Source organism: Vibrio lentus, from assembly GCF_030409755.1.
GTDB classification, from domain to species: domain Bacteria; phylum Pseudomonadota; class Gammaproteobacteria; order Enterobacterales; family Vibrionaceae; genus Vibrio; species Vibrio lentus.
The window spans coordinates 1342490-1362554 of sequence record NZ_JAUFQE010000002.1; the positions used below are offsets into that span (position 1 = coordinate 1342490).

Genomic DNA, 20065 nt, shown 5'->3' on the forward strand with positions numbered 1-20065 from the left:
TAAATTATATGAATGATATAGTTGAGACTCTATTCAATCACCGTTTGGCGGTGGCATTACTTCGAGTATAACGATTATGAAAGAAATCCCATTTCGTTGGATTGACAAATATCTCATTCACCTAAAAATCCAAGAAAAGTTCTATCTACTCTTCTTATTACCTCTTCTCGCCCTGGTTATTTTAACGCTTGTTTTAGATAGTGCTGCGGACTCTTTACTGGCCCACCTTTACCAAGAAGAGATGCTCTTGATGAAAGGACTAATCGAGGCCGGTCAACTCACCAAAGACCAAGTGGCACAGCTTGTCAGTAACTCTGACACCATCTCCCTAGGTTATGGCGCTGGCTCAGTCTCGGTCATGAACGGTGCATTCAGCTTGATCGCCAACCACGATCAAAACCTTTGGTCAGCGCTCTCTGCGACTCAAGTTTCAATCATTGCCGTTACTCTATCCCTGATCGCGCTAGGCGTTTATTACATCATGACGTTCATTGGCGGTGCGATGTTCTCTATGAACAAAGCATTAAGCACGTTGGCGAATGGCGATCTCACCTGTCGTATGAACTACTTCCTCGTTCGTGATGAATTCAGTGAAATCGCAATTACTATTGATAAAGTAGCAGAGCGTGAACAAAACATGGTGTTATCGATTCAAGAGTCTGTCGCACTCATGCAGCAAATCAGTTCTGACTTAAACCAATCGACACAACAAAGCTCAGACATCTCAGGTAATCAACAAGAACACCTGAATAGCTTGGCAAGTGCAACAGAACAAATGGCTGCGACGATTCGTGAAGTCGCAACGCTTGCTCATGAGTCGAGCTCTCAAACCATGGATGCTCGTGGTGTAGCGCAAAGCGGACAATTGAAGGTTTCGAATACGCTAGAGTCTATCTCTAATTTATCTCAAGAGATCCAATCGGCTTCGCAAGCAGTAGAAGAACTTGATGCCAACGCCGCACAAATCGATGAAGTGGTCGCGACCATTAATGGGATTTCAGAACAGACCAACCTATTAGCTCTCAACGCGGCTATCGAAGCGGCTCGAGCTGGTGAACAAGGTCGTGGTTTTGCTGTTGTTGCTGATGAGGTTCGCGCTCTTGCGGGACGCACGCAACAAGCTACTGTCGAAATTCAAAGCATGATTGAATCATTACAACGTAACAGCCAATCTCTCACCAAACTGATGGAAGTGACGGTTAACAATGCGAATGAAGGTCAAACTCTGATGTCAGAAGTGAACGTTGAGATCGGCTCGTTAGCTGAGAAGAATCAATCAATATCTGACAGCAGTACCCAAATCGCGACCGCCTCTGAAGAGCAAGGTGTGGTTGCTGATAATATTGCACAGAGCGTTGCTGAAATTCGTCACCAATCAGACAACATTTGCGAAATGATCAGTAAGAGTAATTCCAATGTCGATCAGCTGCGCAAGCAGAGCGACACCATGGAAGGCTTACTAACAGGTCTGAAAGCGTAATCATTAAGATCTGAACATAAAATATCGATATTTGGGCTGCTTCTGCAGCCCTTTCTTATTTGCTTTTCGATTTGACTTCCCCGACAATACGTCTCCTTCAAATTTCAACCAACAGAGTAAATTATGACTCCTTCTATTCATCTAGCTAAAGCCCGAGACAAATCGTTACGTCGTAAACACCCATGGGTATTTTCACGCGGTATCGATAAGGTTGAAGGCGAGCCACAACAAGGTGAAACTGTAGACGTATATGCTCAAAATGGTCAGTGGCTTGCAAAAGCAGCTTACTCTCCTGCTTCTCAAATTCGTGCTCGTGTTTGGACATTTGAAAAGGAAGAAATCAATAAAGCGTTTTTCATCAAAAGATTTAAAGACGCACAATCACTGCGTGAAGATATTATCGAACGCGATGGTTTGACAGGATACCGCTTAACGGCAGCTGAATCTGACGGCCTACCAGGTATTACTATCGACAAGTACCAAGACTTCTTAGTTTGCCAGCTACTGAGTGCTGGCGCTGAGTTCAACAAGAGCATTATCGTTGAAGCCCTAGTTGAGTGCTTCCCTGATTGCAATATTTACGAACGCTCTGACGTAGCAGTTCGTAAAAAAGAAGGCTTAGAACAAACTGTAGGTGTACTGCATGGCGAAGAGCCACCTAAGTCAGTAATCATTGAAGAAAACGGCGTGAAGATCAGCGTGAACATCATGGAAGGCCATAAAACAGGCTTCTATATGGATCAACGTGATAGCCGTAAAGAGTCAATGAAGTACGTTAAAGGCAAAGATGTTCTTAACTGTTTCTCATACACCGGTGGTTTTGGTCTGTATGCCCTTAAAGGTGATGCTAAGCGTGTAATCAACGCAGATGTATCTCAGCTGGCTCTCGATACAGCTAAGTTCAACGCTGAACTGAATGAATTCGACATCTCGAAAAAGCGTGCTGTATTCCTAAACGCAGACGTATTCAAACTGCTTCGCGAATACCGAGATCAAGGCACTAAGTTTGATGTCGTTATCATGGATCCACCAAAATTCGTTTCAAGTAAGAACAACCTAACATCGGGTGCTAACGGCTATAAAGACGTTAACATGCTTGCGATGCAAATCCTTAAGCCAGGTGGAACACTACTCACTTACTCTTGCTCTGGTTTGATGGGTGCAGATCTATTCCAAAAAATCATTGCTGATGCCGCTCTAGATGCAGGCAGAACTGTGAAATTTGTTGAACGCTTCGAGCAAGCTGCCGATCACTTGATCGATACAGCTTACCCAGAAGGTTTCTACTTGAAAGGTTTTGCTTGTAAGGTTCTTTAATTTCAGAGCCTTAGAATCAAGCTTCTATAGCAAAACAGATGTATTAAAAAAGGGCCTTTCGGCCCTTTTTTGTTATTGGTCTGGTAAGTTCACAAAGAGTTGATTAACCAAGTTACTCAAATCACTGCTTATCACACTACCGTCACCTTGAGCGTTCACAGAGTCAAACTGATTCCCCGTATTATCGAGTACAATCGTTTGTGTCTGACCACTGTTATTGGCACCTTCAGAGATAGTGATCACCAGATCTTTATCACCACCGCCGTTATCCACTTTTTCAATAGCGATGTGTTCTAAAAGATCTGACATATTATTCTCAGTCGGCAGCAGTTGAGAGATATCCAAATGGTCTTCACCCAAAGCAAAGTCGGTAATGGTATCAACATCGCCTTGGAATGGTTGGTCAACCCATTGGAACAAATCGTCACCGTCATCCCCGGTTAAAATGTCATCTCCAAGGCCACCAATAAGGATGTCATTACCATCCTCACCTCTCAAATGATCATCTCCTGAGCCTCCAATAACAATATCATTACCGCTACCGGCACGAATGTAATCATTTTCTGAGCCACCATCTAGATAGTCATTCCCAGAACCGCCAGAAATCAAATCTATGCCAGACTCACCTAAAATCACATCATTTCCAGCACCACCTTGACCTACATCAGCCCAACTTGGCGCCACGTACGGAGATTCAAGAGTACCGTCTTCATTGTTCCCTTGGTAAATATCGTCAACATCCAGTTCAACGAACTCTGTAGCATCCTGCAAATCGAATGCCGCATTGCTGCCACTATCGCCAAGATGGATAATGTCATCAAAATCACCACCTTCTACATGGTCATTATCACCACCGGTAACAATCAAATCCGCGGCATCAGTCAGTGAAGGGTTTTGCTGGCCGCGTTCTACTTTAATACCGTTAACGGTTATAGATGGTTGTGGCTGATTTTGCCAATCATCGCCATGGTTACTTGAAACGGTCCCTTGAGGCATATAAACCGCATTGATACCTACTCCATCAGATATGATGTTTCCGCTGTGCCCTGTCATCGTAACTGACATAGTAGCTGTATCACTATTACCATTCTTATCGGTAGCTGTGTACGAAATTTCCACTATGTCACCAGCACTAGCGCTATCGTTCGGCACAAACAAAACTTTACCATCGACAATTGATACTTGACCTAAAGCTGGATTGACCAAAGCCACACTGGATAAAATCAAAGCTGATGTCAATGCGTGTGGGTTGTAATCATTCGCTAGTACATCAATCAAAACAGGAACCAACTCAATAGTTGATGTCACGTCATCGTTAGCATCGAGCACTGGAGCTTGGATATTAAAAGTCATACTGCTATTGCTCGTATCGCCATCTAAGTCGGATAGTTCATAATCAAAATCTAACGAAATATCGTTATCAACAACAGCAGCGAAGAATTGGTAAGACCCTGTAGCCATGTCTAAAACTAACGTATGACTATTGTCGATAAAAATCGATATTTCGCTACCGTCTATCGCAGTACTAACACCTGGTTCCAAACCTGAAACAGATACTGTACTACCATCATAAGAAACTGTTGTTCCACCGTATTTCACTTCAGAGACGTGCCCGCCATCAGCTCCAAAACCGCTAATAGAACCGTTGCTGCCGTCGTTCACAACCTCACCTGAAATAGGATCAACAACCGATTGAAGAATGATTGGTGGAAGCTGAGTAATATCAGGAACAACAACGGCTCCTATTTCACTGTCTGTTGCGCCGTTATAAGCAATGTCTTCAAGGTAGCTTATTGGTACGGCTTCGCCCATTCCGTAAGCCAATGCCGTAATATCGTTAGATTCTACGAAGCTTTCCCAGCTAGATTTTTCCGAGTCTGTTAAGGCACCGCCAGAATTTGGCGCACCATCAGATAAAAAGTAAGTAATGTTAGATGGGTTACCGTCAACCTTACCTACGTCAGTCCAGTGGTCCATCGCCGCATCAATAGCACTGTCGTAATAAGTTGCGCCATCTGCCGTCAAATTATTAATAAGCTCTAAGGCTTCGGTAACAGACATCCAGCTTGTACCACTTGCGCCATCTTGGGCATTTGAACTGCCTGAAAACGTGACTATTTGAACCTGTGTAACACCTAAGCTTTGGTATTCAGCAAGCAGCTGTTTCGCCGCGTCTTGCATAATCGACAATCTAGACTCGTTCGTAATAGTGCTTTGACCCGTAACTGAATCCCACGCCATAGAGCCGGATACATCCAAGATAAGCTGCACGTTTGCACCAGCTTTTGCTGAGGGTTGTAAGTCATTAATAATCGGCTGAGCGACAGGAACATCATCATCGATAGTTAGAGAAATAGATCCGGTTTGAGTACCAGCTTCGTTACTTGCAACGATCCCAATAGCAATGGACATTTCGTCTAATGGAACATTGGCGTCTAAATGATCGACCGGCCCATTGAGAGTCACAGAGTAATTCCCAACATCATCGATAATTGCAGTAATCACTGCTAGGCCATTCGCACTACCAATTAAGGTTTGGCCACCGTTTGATGAAGACCAAGTGATATTTTGTCCCGCTGATGTATAACTCTCCGAAGGCTCTTCTAAAACTATGCTATCCGCGTATAAAACCTCTATATTGCCAGAAACAGTTTGTACTGAATCAGAGTCTTCAGAAACATCTCGAGAAACACTAGTAACCTCTGGTGACGGTTTTACTATTGAATCCGTGACGATCGTTACCTGTGCTGACGCACTCTCTAAATCGGTAGAGTCTTCCGCTTTATAATCAATAGTCTCTGTTACTTTGGCGTCCACTACGTCTACGCCTTTAAAAGTAATATTTGAATTTCTATTTGGATTAGCAGAGCCATCTTGGGTAGTAAAGACTCTTAACTCTGTAAATGGTACAAATCCGCCGTTGCCATCTGGAATAGATACATTAACTATAGAGTTGCCATTACCGTCTATAGAAAGCGTATATTCATTACCAGAATTTGAAGTGTTTTCAGTATTAAAGTTAAATGTCCCAACAACATTGCCAGATGCGTCTAGTGCAACGACATTAATTTCACCATCGGCACTACTGTTAGCGTTGTAGTTACCAAAAACGCTTCCAAATTCTAAATTAGCAGACAAAATTTCGGCGCCACTATTTCCAAAATCAACAGAAATAAATTCTTTTGATGTAACGTCTAACTCACTTTGACCGCTCTTACTGGTTGAGACGCCAAAGCCATCTTCTACTCTATAGTCATCGTAATTTAGGTAAACCCCTGGATTACTCACTACGTCATTACCTACTGGGGAATTACCAGTATAAGTTCCGGCTGAAATAGAAACTAGGTCGTTGAAGTAACCGATTGATGTACTTCCATTCGAAGTGTCAATTAGTGATGAAAGATCTGACGCACTAAAACTAAGCTGCTCGGCAATATTTGAATCAACTACATATTCAAAGTTGTCTGAATCGCCATACTCTTGACCGATAACGACTTCTGTCTTAGTTCCGTCGTCTGCAACTTCATACAAAGTACCAAACACTGGGGCACTCTCTACGATAACGGAAGTCTCAACGCCTACAGCATCATCTTCTTCGTCACTAGTGTGGGGAGCAAAGTCGATAGAAGTAGCGCAGTCCACGGTTGTTTCAGTGAAGCTCTCTGCCGTCGGAACGTCATCGGTGCCGTTGATGGTGATCGTCACGGTCGTCGTGGTCACGCCATCCGCGTTCGTCACCGTGATGGTGTCTGTTAGCGTCTCATTCGCTTTCAGCCCTTGGATTGCCGCTTGCTCGTTGTCTGCGGTGTAAGTCCAGTTGCCATTCGCGTCGACATCAAGCGTGCCGTAGCCACCCGTGCCGGTCAGACCCGTCTCTGCTGTGAACTTGTCTTCGCCCGCGTCGCCGCCTGTGCCCGCCGCCAAGGTGCCGCTGTCGGTCAGGTTGCCGCTGCCATCAACGCCTGTGTCTTCGGTCACCGAACCGGTATCCGCCGTTAAGGTCGGAACGTCATCGGTGCCGTTGATGGTGATCGTCACGGTCGTCGTGGTCACGCCATCCGCGTTCGTCACCGTGATGGTGTCTGTTAGCGTCTCATTCGCTTTCAGCCCTTGGATTGCCGCTTGCTCGTTGTCTGCGGTGTAAGTCCAGTTGCCATTCGCGTCGACATCAAGCGTGCCGTAGCCACCCGTGCCGGTCAGACCCGTCTCTGCTGTGAACTTGTCTTCGCCCGCGTCGCCGCCTGTGCCCGCCGCCAAGGTGCCGCTGTCGGTCAGGTTGCCGCTGCCATCAACGCCTGTGTCTTCGGTCACCGAACCGGTATCCGCCGTTAAGGTCGGAACGTCATCGGTGCCGTTGATGGTGATCGTCACGGTCGTCGTGGTCACGCCATCCGCGTTCGTCACCGTGATGGTGTCTGTTAGCGTCTCATTCGCTTTCAGCCCTTGGATTGCCGCTTGCTCGTTGTCTGCGGTGTAAGTCCAGTTGCCATTCGCGTCGACATCAAGCGTGCCGTAGCCACCCGTGCCGGTCAGACCCGTCTCTGCTGTGAACTTGTCTTCGCCCGCGTCGCCGCCTGTGCCCGCCGCCAAGGTGCCGCTGTCGGTCAGGTTGCCGCTGCCATCAACGCCTGTGTCTTCGGTCACCGAACCGGTATCCGCCGTTAAGGTCGGAACGTCATCGGTGCCGTTGATGGTGATCGTCACGGTCGTCGTGGTCACGCCATCCGCGTTCGTCACCGTGATGGTGTCTGTTAGCGTCTCATTCGCTTTCAGCCCTTGGATTGCCGCTTGCTCGTTGTCTGCGGTGTAAGTCCAGTTGCCATTCGCGTCGACATCAAGCGTGCCGTAGCCACCCGTGCCGGTCAGACCCGTCTCTGCTGTGAACTTGTCTTCGCCCGCGTCGCCGCCTGTGCCCGCCGCCAAGGTGCCGCTGTCGGTCAGGTTGCCGCTGCCATCAACGCCTGTGTCTTCGGTCACCGAACCGGTATCCGCCGTTAAGGTCGGAACGTCATCGGTGCCGTTGATGGTGATCGTCACGGTCGTCGTGGTCACGCCATCCGCGTTCGTCACCGTGATGGTGTCTGTTAGCGTCTCATTCGCTTTCAGCCCTTGGATTGCCGCTTGCTCGTTGTCTGCGGTGTAAGTCCAGTTGCCATTCGCGTCGACATCAAGCGTGCCGTAGCCACCCGTGCCGGTCAGACCCGTCTCTGCTGTGAACTTGTCTTCGCCCGCGTCGCCGCCTGTGCCCGCCGCCAAGGTGCCGCTGTCGGTCAGGTTGCCGCTGCCATCAACGCCTGTGTCTTCGGTCACCGAACCGGTATCCGCCGTTAAGGTCGGAACGTCATCGGTGCCGTTGATGGTGATCGTCACGGTCGTCGTGGTCACGCCATCCGCGTTCGTCACCGTGATGGTGTCTGTTAGCGTCTCATTCGCTTTCAGCCCTTGGATTGCCGCTTGCTCGTTGTCTGCGGTGTAAGTCCAGTTGCCATTCGCGTCGACATCAAGCGTGCCGTAGCCACCCGTGCCGGTCAGACCCGTCTCTGCTGTGAACTTGTCTTCGCCCGCGTCGCCGCCTGTGCCCGCCGCCAAGGTGCCGCTGTCGGTCAGGTTGCCGCTGCCATCAACGCCTGTGTCTTCGGTCACCGAACCGGTATCCGCCGTTAAGGTCGGAACGTCATTAATAGGAGTAACATCGATATTAACGATTATTGTGTCTGTGCCACCTTGGCCGTCAGAGACTTCTACGGTAAAGCTGTCATCACCGTTGTAGTTTTCATTGGGTGTATAAGTCCAGTCGCCGTTTTCATCGATAACAACAGAGCCGTTCGAAGGATCTGTAGCTTTAACGAAAGACAGAGAATTGCCATCTTCGTCTGAAGCCGACAAGGTTCCGTTTACTGGCGTATCTTCATTTGTGGTAAAAGAGACAGTGTCACCGATAGGTGAATTGTTGTTATCAACAAAAGTGGGATCGTTGTTAGGTTGCTCAAACGAGCGAAAGGCATCTAGAAGGCTTAGGCTCTGAGTGCGGGACATGCCCAGAGCTTCAAAACCCGTTGTTACAAAATCGGTACCGGGGATAGTTTCTTCGCCATCTCGCTCGATGGTTCCGCTCGCACTCAAACTAGAACCATTCTGACCAGCAGCTGTAGCGAACTCTTCACCTAACTCTGTTGGGTCTTGACCTTCTTCTAATGCAGCAAAAATATTCGCTATGTCTTGGTCAAGTTCAACTTCCCCACCTTCTTCTGGTGAAAAACGCTTTACTGATACCTGAGGTTCATTGGATCCGTTCTGAGATTCAAGAACTACATCCCCTGTTTGTAGTGGTTGGCCTTCTTCTAAGACTTTAATCGTACCATCTACCGAGATAACAATGCGCTGGCCAAGTGCTAATGCACCACCCAAATTCAATGTTGTCATGTCCATATAAACCCCTAAAAAAGCATTTCTTGTCATTAACGTCAAAATAGTGACATTATATTTATAATATTAGTTAAAATATAACACTTAAAGTCATATAATTCCTAGTTATGAATCTAGTATTTAACAACTTGAGTGACAAGCTAATGACGGTGATCACATCGCATAACAATCTTAGTGCTCACACCAGTAATATAAGTTATTGTGTTTGCGGAAAATAATAGATTTAAAAACGTAAGATTGACGTGTCTAAAAACACCATAAAACGCACGCTGATCGGTTAACATTTTGACAACCATTTGCGAACGCCAGCTTAGCGAACGTGATTTTTTTGGCGGTTCATCTAAATTTCGTATATAACATCACGAATTCAAGATTTAGATGCGAGCTAACTTTAGGGAGATGCACATTGAATAGGCTTCAAAAGACAACATTAGGGTTAGCTATAGCACTGAGTTTACCGGCTAAAGCCCAGACCTTAGAGCAAGCCGTTGCGTTTACTTTAGAAAGTAACCCTGAAATCAAAAGTGCTTATAATGAATACATCAGTAAGCGTTATCTTAATGACGCTTCTGGTGGTGCTTACCGTCCAAGTATAGACTTAGATGGCGGGATTGGATATGAACATACCGACCTTGCTACCAATCAGGACACAACTGACCTGACACGAAAAGAAGCAACGATTACGCTTACCCAACTGATATGGGACGGTGCAAACACCTCTAATGATATCGACCGAACTGCCGCAGACGCTGAATCTGTTCGCTATCAATTGCTATCAAATGCTCAAGATATCGCATTAGAGGTGACTAAGGTGTATCTTGACGCCGTAAAAGCCTATGAAGTGCTGTCACTTTCTGAAAACAATCTAGCGACACACAAAGAGATATACAGCGATATTCGTAAGCGTGTTGAGTCCGGTATTGGTTCAACAGCAGATATGTCACAAGTAGAAGCTCGTATTGCGAAAGCACACGGCAATTTACTTGCGGCTCAAAACAATCTTTTTGATACTCACACTCAATTTAAGAGGCTTGTTGGCCAATCTCCGCTTGGACTAACTTTCCCTCGTGCAGACGCGGGCGCTATTCCTTACACTGTTGACGGTGCATTGGCAAAAGCGTTTAACCAGCACCCAGTAATTAAGATCGCTCAAGCCGATGTTGACTCAGCAAAGTATCAATACAAGCAATCTAAGAGTACCAACTACCCGACGGTTTCTTTTGAAGCCGCTCAAACCTGGCGTGATGATGCCGGCGGTACAGAAGGCAGCAGCGATGAGTTTTCCGCTATGGTTCGTTTAAGGTACAACCTATACAACGGCGGTGCTGACCAAGATCGTGCTGAAAGTGCCGCTTATCAACTCAACAAAGCCAAAGACCTCCGCGAGAGTACTTACCGTAATGTTGAAGAAAGCTTACGTTTATCATGGAGTGCGCTTGATTTAACCGTACAACAAAAAGAGTTCCTGTCTGACCACGTAGACTCGGCATCAGACACAGTTATCTCGTATGAGAAACAATACCGCATCGGTAAGCGTACCCTTCTCGATTTACTTAACACCGAGAATGAATTATTCGAAGCTCGTAAAGGCTATTTAGACGCTAAGTATGACGAGCAATACGCAAAATATCGCGTAATGAACGCAACTGGTAACCTACTCATCGGTTTACGAGTTGAGATCCCAGAAGAATGGAATGAAAAGGTGGAATATTAATGAAGCTTACCAACACAGTATTATCGCTTTGCTTCATGGTTGTATCTGCCAATGCTTTAGCTGAAAACAACGAGGACGAATTTGAATATCGCGCTCTTCCGCCTGTTACTCAAATTTACGACCTTCAAGATGATGACAATGACGGTGTAATCAACGCGCGAGATCTGTGTATCGATACTCAGATTGGTGCAGAAATCGATAACGACGGTTGTGGTTCATATTTCGAGTCATCAGAGAAAAAAGAGCTTCACATACTCTTTGCTAATAACTCTACAGAAATTAATCCAGTCTTTCTTGGCCAGATACGCCAGATGGCTGCGTTTTTGAAGCGTTACGAGGGTACATCGATTGAGTTACAAGGTTATGCTAGCAAAGTAGGTAACGCGGCACACAACCTAAAGCTTTCGAAAGAACGAGCATCGCATGTAAGACGTGCACTCATCAGCAACGGTATTCAGCCATCTAGAGTCAACATCGTCGGTCATGGTGATTCTGAATTCAGCAGCGATGACACCCAAATCAATCACGCGTTACATCGAAAAGTTGTCGCTTCTGTTGCTGGCTTTAAAGGCAATATCAAAGAAGAATGGCATATCTTCACCAAAATCAAAAAGTAGCTTCTACCTCACTCCACCCATACTGAAACGTTATCTTAAGCTAACGTTTCAGTATTCTTATAATTCCTTGAATAGCATATACCTAAGCCGTCTATAATGTTAATCTTGCGTCGTTATCAACATAGAGAATTAATCCATGAGCAAACTAACTGCTGATATTCAAGCAAATCTAGAACTTTTCGTTTCTGAAACACAAGAAACTAAACTGGTGTGGGGCCTTCGCAATGATGAAGGTTGGCTAGCATGTGATTCAAGTGAATTCGAAAACAGCGAAGTGATGCCGTTCTGGTCTTCAAAAGAAGATGCTCAAACTCATAACGTTGAAGAATGGGCTGATTTCGAAGTACTAGAAATTCCACTAGATATCTTTGTAGAAGATTGGTTACTGACTCTTGCTGAAGACGGCGTTCTTGTTGGTACTAACTGGAATGCAACATTAGAAGGCAAAGAACTTGAGCCTTCTGATCTGGCGAAACTATACATCTAGTTTCCAGTATCGGCCGTGTAAACGCGCATGGCCGATATCTCTCTAATTTATGCTATCTGTCTGAGAGATATCATAAATTAGAGACTTCACCCGCATAACTTCATACCAAAACCATTCAAAATTTGAAGCAAGATCAAACTAAACATAGAATGCCGTTCTTTATCTGAATAATAGTCTGTTGTGATTCGTTCCGTTTTAGTTACCTCCCTGATTTTCATTAGCTTTTTTACTGCTAGCCAAGAATCACCATCAGATCGATATTCCTCAAAAAATACTTCTATTCTCGGGGCTATTGCAACCCCCAACGCTGACTGGAATGCCCTCTATCTTTCTACATTAGAACGCTCACCTTCTCGCGCATTGAATATGTTGCAAACCCGCTATACAAGCTTGAGTTCTTTTGGAGACAAACTCTATATATCATCTCTCTTGTATCACTACATGAGCCACAGAGATCAGCCCTTCTATGGTATTGCCTCAATAAACGACGAGTACCAATCCATAGAAGAGTCTTTTATTTCAGCGCTAGTGATGGATGGACAAGGCCGATATCAAGAAGCTCAGCAAGGCTTTTTAACACTATTGACCAAAATGCAATCACGTAACGATTTGACGGGACGTGCGTTGTTAAAATATCAACTTTGTCGCTCTCTTAACGAGCAGGCCAAATATCATCAAGCTAACTACTACTGTTCTGCGCTTCAAGCTGACTTAAATGGCATTGCTGATCCAGTCTTACCAAAGTTTGCAACTTATCGAGTGATTGCCAACAATCAACATTTTCGTAGTGACTATCAAGCGGCTCTAAGTACTTATCTGTCACTGATCAATGTCTTTCCACAAGGTCACGATATCTCCGGGATCTACAACGATGTCGGCAATTTACTCAAAGAACTCAAACAATACAAAAAATCAGAACAATACTTGGAAGAAGCTCTGGTACTAAGGGACGATGCCTCTGATTTAATGAAAGCTCAAGTACACCATAGCCTTGCTGATTTATATTTAACTCAATCCAACAATGAACGAGCGATTGAACACTTCCTAAAGGCTAAGGTATTGCTAAGTACGTCTTCTCATAGCTACGGAATCGCACTGACAAATTTAGGCTTAGGCAAAGCCTATACACAAACACGACAATATGATTTAGCGAGAGATTACTTAATCGAATCTCTGTCGGCTTCCAATGAAATGAACAATGATGTCATTCGTATCAACGCCTATTTGGCAATCAGCGATATGTTTGAGGAGCGTAAGTTAACAACAGAAGCACTCAATTATGCTCAACAAGCGTTAGAGTTAGCAGAACTTGTCACGAGGCATAAATACATCGCTCAAGCACTTCTTCAACTTTCAACAATCCATCAGAAACTCGAAGACTACAAGCAAGCTTTCTATTTCTATCAACGATACTCATCCATTCAGATGGAAGCACGAGACATCGACAACCGACTTGCTTTTGAGGCGCTTGATCTTACGCACGCTAAATACGAACAAGAATTAGAAAACTCTTTTTTAACGAATCAAACTAGACTCGATCGTCTTCATATCGAGAAAATGGAACACCAGCGATTGATGTACAACATCATTGTCGTACTTTTAATATGCGCAGCGAGCTTTACTGTGTTTACCAACCGGAGTATTCGCGCGAGAGCGGCTATTGATAGGATGACTAAGGCTTATAGTCGAACCGAAATAATACGAAGAATCAAACGAGTGAAACGTTGTAAAGGCACGAACAGGCAACACGTTCTGGTTTTGCTTGACCTAGATAAGTTCAAGAAGATAAATGACGAACATGGCCACCCTACTGGTGATCGAGCACTCGTCCATATTAGTCAACAAATAAGAAAGCACTTGATGAGTGATGAATTGTTTGGCCGCTTAGGCGGTGAAGAGTTTCTTATCATGCTGACCGATACTAAACCTTCAGAAGTCCGGGAGCGTGTTGAAGAGTTGCACTACGCGATATCAAGCACTGTCTTCTTATCAGAAAGCAAAAAGCCACTTAATGTAACCGCGAGTTTTGCTTATCTAGCAACCTCAAACGCATTAAGTGACTTTGATGACTTGTACTCGGTTCTTGACCAAGCACTTTATCAAGCGAAGAGTAATGGCCGAAATTGCATCATCGATGCTTATAACGACCCAATAGACTTACCTGATGTTATTTATTCTCAGCTTGTTTACGAACCAACTCAGCCATAATGCCTTCGCGATCACCTAGGTAATCGTTAAGGCCAACTTTTCTTAGTTCACATGCAGGACAATCACCACAACCGTCGCCGATGATGCCGTTGTAGCAAGTCAGAGTTTTATTGCGAACAAGCTCAAGTGCTGAATATTGGTCAGCCATCGCCCATGTTTCAGCTTTGTTCAGCCACATCAATGGTGTTTTGATATCGAGCTTCTTGTCCATGCCTTGTACAAGCGCAGAATTCATCGCTTTTACAAAATCATTGCGGCAATCAGGATAGCCCGAGAAATCGGTTTCACACACACCAGTAATCACAGTTTCAGCACCGATTTGGTACGCGTAAATACCGGCCAGTGTTAAGAAAAGAATATTACGACCAGGAACGAACGAGTTTGGCAATCCATTCTCTTGTAGCTCGTGTGATACAGGAATATCGTCACGCGTTAGAGAGCTAATCGCTAGCTCATTCAACAGGGTCACATCCATCACTTTGTGTGCTTTCACACCAAGCTCTTTTGACAATGACTCTGCCACTTCAATCTCTAGCTTATGGCGCTGACCATAATCAAACGTAATCGCATGAACTTCATCATACTCTTTTAGAGCTTGAACAAGACACGTTGTTGAGTCTTGACCACCACTGAATACTACAACTGCTTTTTTCATCTTAAATCCTTACGAGAATCTTTTACTAGCGACTTATCTAGGCCAGTAAACAAATACGATCTATGCGATGCTCAAATATTTGTGGGTTTGAATAGATAAACGCCAGTTACGTTCAATACAAGTGTCGATACACAGCTGTGTTGCACGTTCTTTTTGGCTAATAGGTTGAAGTGCAATGACTGTCTTTTCTGGAACGTCGGCTCTAGCAATAAGAGCATCTAGTTGCTCGATATCTTTACCTGTGCCAACAGGGTGCTTGATTTCATTCGCACGAACGAGTGCGCTGTCAAGGATGTCCAACTTGGCTTTCATTGCGACTTTCGGTGACACCGTAACCCAAGTGTCCGGTGTGGCTTTTACTTCTGATGTTCCGCTGGTCTCAATCTGACAGCGACAACCGTGTTGCTCAAATGCTTCAGTAAGAGGGACAAGATCATAAATGCACGGCTCGCCACCTGTGATCACAATGTGCTTAGCTGTGTAACCTTGTTTGATGTATTCATTCACGATTCCTTGAGCATCAATTGCTGACCAAGTTGGTGAATCCTCTGTCTTAACCATAATATCGCCAAGGCTAGTTTCATCTTCAGGTAATGCTTCCCACGTCTGTTTGGTGTCACACCAAGAGCAGCCTACTGGGCAAATTTGTAGACGAACAAAAACAGCAGGAACGCCGGTAAATACGCCCTCGCCCTGGATGGTTTCAAACATTTCATTAATCTTGTACAACTTACCCTCAGCTCAATCATTTGATGAAATTAATCAACCGCAGACCTTAAAGCACTTACCCCTTTTGGTCAAACAAATGAGTACTGATAAATGAGTTGATCAAAGCCCTAGCCTGAGCTTTCAAGTTCCCTTATCCTTTCGCCCATTAGATTTTGTTAGCTTTTAATTTTTTGGTAAGGAAAAACATGTACAAACTGATTGCTCTTGATATGGATGGCACACTACTTAACAGTGAAAAAGTGGTTTCTCAAGAGAACAAAGACGCGATAGCTAAAGCTCGCGCTGCAGGTGTGAAAGTGGTTCTGGCTTCTGGTCGCCCTTTAGAAGGCATGCAGAGTAAGCTAGACGAGCTTTCGATTAACGGCGAAGATGACTTTGTGCTTTTCTACAACGGCTCCATGGTTCAGAACGTTTCAACAAAAGAGAGCATTCACAGCGAGATCAGTAATGGCAAAGCCGCGAAACAGATTGCTGCATTAGCACAAGAGCTAGGTGGTTATGTGCATGCCTTCAGCAAGCTTCATGGCTTAATCACACCCGAGAACAATGAGTACACAGCGATTGAAGCGCGTATTAACGGCTTAGAGATTACCGAGTTCGACTTTTCGCAACTAGAAGACGACCACAAAATCATCAAAACAATGATTGTCGCTGAGCCAAGCAAGCTGACTGAAATCATCGGCAAGTTGCCACAAGAGCTTAAGACTCAGTTTACTATCGTGCAAAGTGCACCATTCTTCTTAGAGTTTTTAAACCCAAATTCAAACAAGGGTGTGGGTATTGAAGCAATCGCTAAACATTTGGGGATTACAGCGGAAGAAGTGATCTGCATGGGCGATGCTGAAAACGATCACCATATGCTTGAATACGCGGGCATGGGTATTGCGATGGAAAACGCAATGGAAGAAACCAAGAAGCTCGCTGACTACATTACAGCAAGTAACGATGACCATGGTGTCGCATTAGCTATCGAGAAGTTTATCTTCAACTCATAATCGCTAAAGTGACATTAATACTCTATTGCAAGAACGACAAAGGCTGTGCATTGCACAGCCTTCTTTCATTATAAGTGACTAAGTTCGCTTACTGTCTTTTCCAAGGCAAACGAAAGGCCACGACCCCCAACAAGATCAACAGCGGGAAACGTAAAGTTTCAATAACAAACGAAGCGAGACCACTGAAAGACACGAAACTACCAGCCCAACTTATCAATAGATTCCCCGCTAGCAACATCACAATCACGCCAATCACAATAGTAAACGAGAACTGACCCGTTAGCGGTTTTGAATCTGTTAACGTCACCAAACACGCAATCGTCATTAAAATCGCAACCCAAAACGTGAAGGTCGGCAATGGCCAAATTACGGTTAAGACGATTGAGAGTAAGCATAAGCCCCACCACACGCTTTTTGAGCTTAGTAATACACTGATGTCGATATCAGGCTTACTGTCTAATCTCACGATATGCCACGTCGTTAAGGCACCTAAGACGCCGCCCATCAACACATCACTAAAGAACGCGCTGCCTGAATAAGTTTTGAATAACATGATCCACAATAGTCCAACTGTCACTATCAACAGCGATTTCTGATCTGTTAAGCGTTTGAGTTTCCAACAAACTAACAAGGTTAAACTAACCCATAAAGCCGCCAACAAGCTCGGAAAGCTATACCCACTACTCGTCACTAGCTTTAACGTTGGGAGATAAGCATGTGGGCGAGGAAAACCAAAACCTTGATGAGCGATTAACGTAAGCAGAGTCACTGATATCAGCGTGAAACCAAATTTCAATGCGAAATTACGACCAAAATGCCAAGCAACTAGCGGCAAGATCACGATAAAGATCCACGGCTTTGCTAAGAAGTCAGTCAAAAGTACCGTATTAGCAAAAACATTCGGCAGGTTATCGAACGTGTTTTGAAGTGAAACAATCCCGTTCAATTCAGATTGATGAACTCTAGGGGCTGCGCCCACCAGCTCAGTCACGTAAGTCACTGGTTGATTTTTCGCGGATAGAAAGAATTCGTTAATCTCAGACCATTGTTCAGGATAGCGGTATTGGTTTGCTTCCAATTCAGTTGGCGGCAATAACATCGCGCGACTCACTTCCACTCCATAATGAGGAGCGAACCAAATTGGTAGCTCAAAGCCACCTAACTCATTTCGAGCTTGGTAGCTGATCACTTCAGAATCAGAAATACAATCATACACAACGGCACTATCGGTATAACCCAACACATCACCGACCGTAACAGACAAGCCGGCCTCTTCCCAAGTTTCACGTTGCGCTGCGATAGCTGGCGGCTCACCAGAAACAACAGTACCACCGGGCAGAGATAAATGACCGGTGATCAATTCATCAACCAACACGATTTGGTTATCAGCACGTACTACACACAAAGCGCCCGCAATGTGATCAGGCAAGGTATTGTTAGCCCAAGCGGAGGTTGCACTCAAAAGGGACAGAATAAAAACTAATAGATATCGAGTAACCAACGAATTTACCTAAAAATAAGAGAAAAAATGAAAGACTGCTAATGCATCGTATTGTAATCAAACCCACACAAAATCGCTGTCTATGTTTTGTTCAAAGCCTTTCTCATCCATTGAATGTGAGGTGTGAACCCCATTTTTTGATAGAAGTCCTTGGCAGGTGAATTAAAGTCCCAAACCTCTACAAAAACCTGGGTAACACCATAGTCTTCAAAAGTAGATTCAACGCGATTAAACAACATTTGAGCCACATCCGCTTTTCGATATTCCGGCAACACAAAAAGCTCATCGACACTGCCCATCTGAACCGGTTTACTCACGGTAGAAATAAGCTCACAGAAATGCCCCGAGATAAAGCCAACAATCAGCTCTCCTTTTAATGCCACATATACCAGACACTCAGGATCATCTAAGTATCGTGCAATACTCTTTTCCTGCTCTATCTCTTCCGCCGTTTTAAAATGTTCAGGACACGCAATATGATGATGGTGGTGAAGATCAAACATCAACTCATTCAGTTGCTCTAGATCGGTATGCTTTGCAGCCCTTAAGGTGACATTCATGACAAGTACGCTTCTCAAACCCAATTGATAATTAAACTGAGTCTAGTTTACTTACAGTGAGTATCTATACAAGTTATTGAATTAATTCGTTGTTTGAACTGCGTGCTTTAGATGCAAAAATGGCCACATAGAGTGACCATTTGTTTTGATTTGGATAGAACTGATAGAACGTGTCTCGAAGCTCTCGCTTTATGCGCCGTTGTCTTCTTTCTCTTCATTGAGTTCAGCAAGCTGTTGTTCCAGTTCAATAAGCTTAATTTCCGCTTCTACTTCAGCGACACGCTTTTCTGCATCAGTACGGTTATCCTGTGCCAAACCATCTGCTGTAACTTGGGTTCTTTGAGCATTTCGAGCGTCGTCAGTATCTTTCATCGAACCAGCAACACCGCCAGTCACGCCACCCAGAGCTGCGCCCTTAACGGCCAAACTTGCATCTCCAGTCAATGCACCAGCCGTAGCACCTAGCAATGCACCACCTATAGCACCGCGATTACGCGCAGCGTTTTCATTTTCGTTGTCTGTCGCTGGTGATGCACAACCAGAAAGAGTCACAATTAATGTTGCTAGCAATAAAGGTTTAGTGAATGTCATAAGTGTCTCGCTTAGTTCTTCGTTTGGAATGAAGCTATCTTAAGCAGAACCGTTAACTAGATAAATAAAGCCACCTTTAGATGATACATCATACTTAGCTATGTATTTCGTAGTAAACACATAACCGATTGATGACGCATCGCATTGGTGTACTTAATTCATCAGACACAAAAAAGCGACCAACAAGGTCGCCTTAAGAATGATTGCCGTTCAGGTTTAGTCTTTGGACCAAAAGTTCTGCATATCCGCAGCACTTGGAGGTGGTCTTACGCCACAATCTCGATAATGATTTTTGTCACCTATCCCCAGTATTTTACCATTTTCATCATTAATCATCGCTGCGACTTTCACACCATCACCAACATGACGGGTCAACACGACTATTTCACCGGCCCTTTCAGATCTTACCGCGCCCAAGATTTGGTATTCATAGCGGCCTTTCCTTGAATTAACAATCATCTTCGAGTTAATAGGATCTGCTTCATACCCTACGCCAATATCAAAAACCGCTTGATACAAATCGACACCAGTCTTAGATACGCATTTAAATACCTTCGGATGACTCAAAGGTTCTAACAACGTTCTGCTGATATCATGCTGTGAAGTGGCAGCATTAGCAGATCCACTAACAAGCAAAATTATGAGTAAAAAGTAGGCTCGCATAAAAAGACCTCAATATGTGGGATTCATAATGAGGTCATAGTAAGCGCAATGGGTAAGCGGATGAATAAAGTAGAGTTTAGGTAAACCATCACGTTTGGCTATGCGTTTATAAACGCACCAAA

14 protein-coding genes are annotated in these 20065 nt (G+C 44.6%); 7 read left to right on the forward strand and 7 right to left on the reverse strand.

Annotated elements, in window-relative coordinates:
- Nucleotides 1-76 precede the first annotated feature (76 nt).
- Both QWZ07_RS14605 and QWZ07_RS14610 read left to right on the forward strand, forming a co-directional pair.
- On the forward strand, nucleotides 77-1480 hold the full coding sequence (locus tag QWZ07_RS14605) for a methyl-accepting chemotaxis protein (RefSeq protein ID WP_192854629.1): 1404 nt from the start codon (nucleotides 77-79) through the stop codon (nucleotides 1478-1480).
- 123 nt (nucleotides 1481-1603) lie between these two features.
- Nucleotides 1604-2797: a class I SAM-dependent methyltransferase gene (locus QWZ07_RS14610; RefSeq protein WP_017110716.1), complete on the forward strand. Its 1194-nt coding sequence runs from the start codon at nucleotides 1604-1606 to the stop codon at nucleotides 2795-2797.
- Nucleotides 2798-2869: 72 nt separating this feature from the next.
- Here QWZ07_RS14610 and QWZ07_RS14615 read toward each other — a convergent pair whose 3' ends face one another.
- On the reverse strand, nucleotides 2870-9226 hold the full coding sequence (locus QWZ07_RS14615; RefSeq protein ID WP_261890941.1) for a VCBS domain-containing protein: 6357 nt from the start codon (nucleotides 9224-9226) through the stop codon (nucleotides 2870-2872).
- A 403-nt stretch (nucleotides 9227-9629) separates the two neighbouring features.
- On the opposite strand from QWZ07_RS14615, the gene QWZ07_RS14620 reads away from it, so the two are divergent.
- From QWZ07_RS14620 to QWZ07_RS14635, 4 genes are all read left to right on the forward strand, one after another.
- Entirely contained in the window at nucleotides 9630-10937 is a 1308-nt protein-coding gene (locus QWZ07_RS14620) for a TolC family outer membrane protein (RefSeq protein WP_446697940.1), read from the forward strand.
- Nucleotides 10937-11554 (forward strand): OmpA family protein, encoded by a 618-nt coding sequence (locus QWZ07_RS14625; protein ID WP_102315329.1) that lies wholly within the window; start codon nucleotides 10937-10939, stop codon nucleotides 11552-11554. Before QWZ07_RS14620 ends, QWZ07_RS14625 begins: the two co-directional genes overlap by 1 nt.
- 136 nt (nucleotides 11555-11690) lie before the next feature.
- Nucleotides 11691-12041, forward strand: a complete 351-nt coding sequence (locus tag QWZ07_RS14630) for a DUF2750 domain-containing protein (RefSeq protein WP_017106730.1) — start codon at nucleotides 11691-11693, stop codon at nucleotides 12039-12041.
- Between the two features lie 366 nt (nucleotides 12042-12407).
- Nucleotides 12408-14249 carry a diguanylate cyclase gene (locus tag QWZ07_RS14635; protein WP_225998528.1) on the forward strand — a complete coding sequence of 614 codons (1842 nt, stop codon included), beginning with the start codon at nucleotides 12408-12410 and terminating at the stop codon, nucleotides 14247-14249.
- Here QWZ07_RS14635 and queC read toward each other — a convergent pair.
- Nucleotides 14209-14904 (reverse strand): 7-cyano-7-deazaguanine synthase QueC, encoded by a 696-nt coding sequence (queC, locus tag QWZ07_RS14640; RefSeq protein ID WP_065103989.1) that lies wholly within the window; start codon nucleotides 14902-14904, stop codon nucleotides 14209-14211. The genes QWZ07_RS14635 and queC overlap by 41 nt on opposite strands.
- A gap of 60 nt (nucleotides 14905-14964) precedes the next feature.
- Nucleotides 14965-15633 carry a 7-carboxy-7-deazaguanine synthase QueE gene (gene queE, locus QWZ07_RS14645; RefSeq protein ID WP_318842399.1) on the reverse strand — a complete coding sequence of 223 codons (669 nt, stop codon included), beginning with the start codon at nucleotides 15631-15633 and terminating at the stop codon, nucleotides 14965-14967.
- A gap of 185 nt (nucleotides 15634-15818) precedes the next feature.
- On the opposite strand from queE, the gene QWZ07_RS14650 reads away from it, so the two are divergent.
- The gene (locus QWZ07_RS14650; protein WP_192853835.1) at nucleotides 15819-16628 is read left to right on the forward strand and encodes a Cof-type HAD-IIB family hydrolase; all 810 of its coding nucleotides are present in this window, start codon (nucleotides 15819-15821) and stop codon (nucleotides 16626-16628) included.
- 88 nt (nucleotides 16629-16716) lie between these two features.
- On the opposite strand, the gene QWZ07_RS14655 is transcribed toward QWZ07_RS14650, so the two are convergent.
- The 4 genes from QWZ07_RS14655 to QWZ07_RS14670 all read right to left on the reverse strand — a co-directional run bounded on the left by QWZ07_RS14655 (nucleotide 16717) and on the right by QWZ07_RS14670 (nucleotide 19943).
- On the reverse strand, nucleotides 16717-18129 hold the full coding sequence (locus QWZ07_RS14655; protein ID WP_192853836.1) for a bifunctional NUDIX hydrolase/phosphatase PAP2 family protein: 1413 nt from the start codon (nucleotides 18127-18129) through the stop codon (nucleotides 16717-16719).
- Nucleotides 18130-18209: 80 nt separating this feature from the next.
- Nucleotides 18210-18689 carry a GNAT family N-acetyltransferase gene (locus tag QWZ07_RS14660; RefSeq protein WP_017106725.1) on the reverse strand — a complete coding sequence of 160 codons (480 nt, stop codon included), beginning with the start codon at nucleotides 18687-18689 and terminating at the stop codon, nucleotides 18210-18212.
- 189 nt (nucleotides 18690-18878) lie between these two features.
- Entirely contained in the window at nucleotides 18879-19280 is a 402-nt protein-coding gene (locus tag QWZ07_RS14665; RefSeq protein WP_017106724.1) for a YMGG-like glycine zipper-containing protein, read from the reverse strand.
- Nucleotides 19281-19496: 216 nt separating this feature from the next.
- Nucleotides 19497-19943, reverse strand: a complete 447-nt coding sequence (locus QWZ07_RS14670; RefSeq protein ID WP_065103993.1) for a hypothetical protein — start codon at nucleotides 19941-19943, stop codon at nucleotides 19497-19499.
- Between the last annotated feature and the right edge of the window lie 122 nt (nucleotides 19944-20065).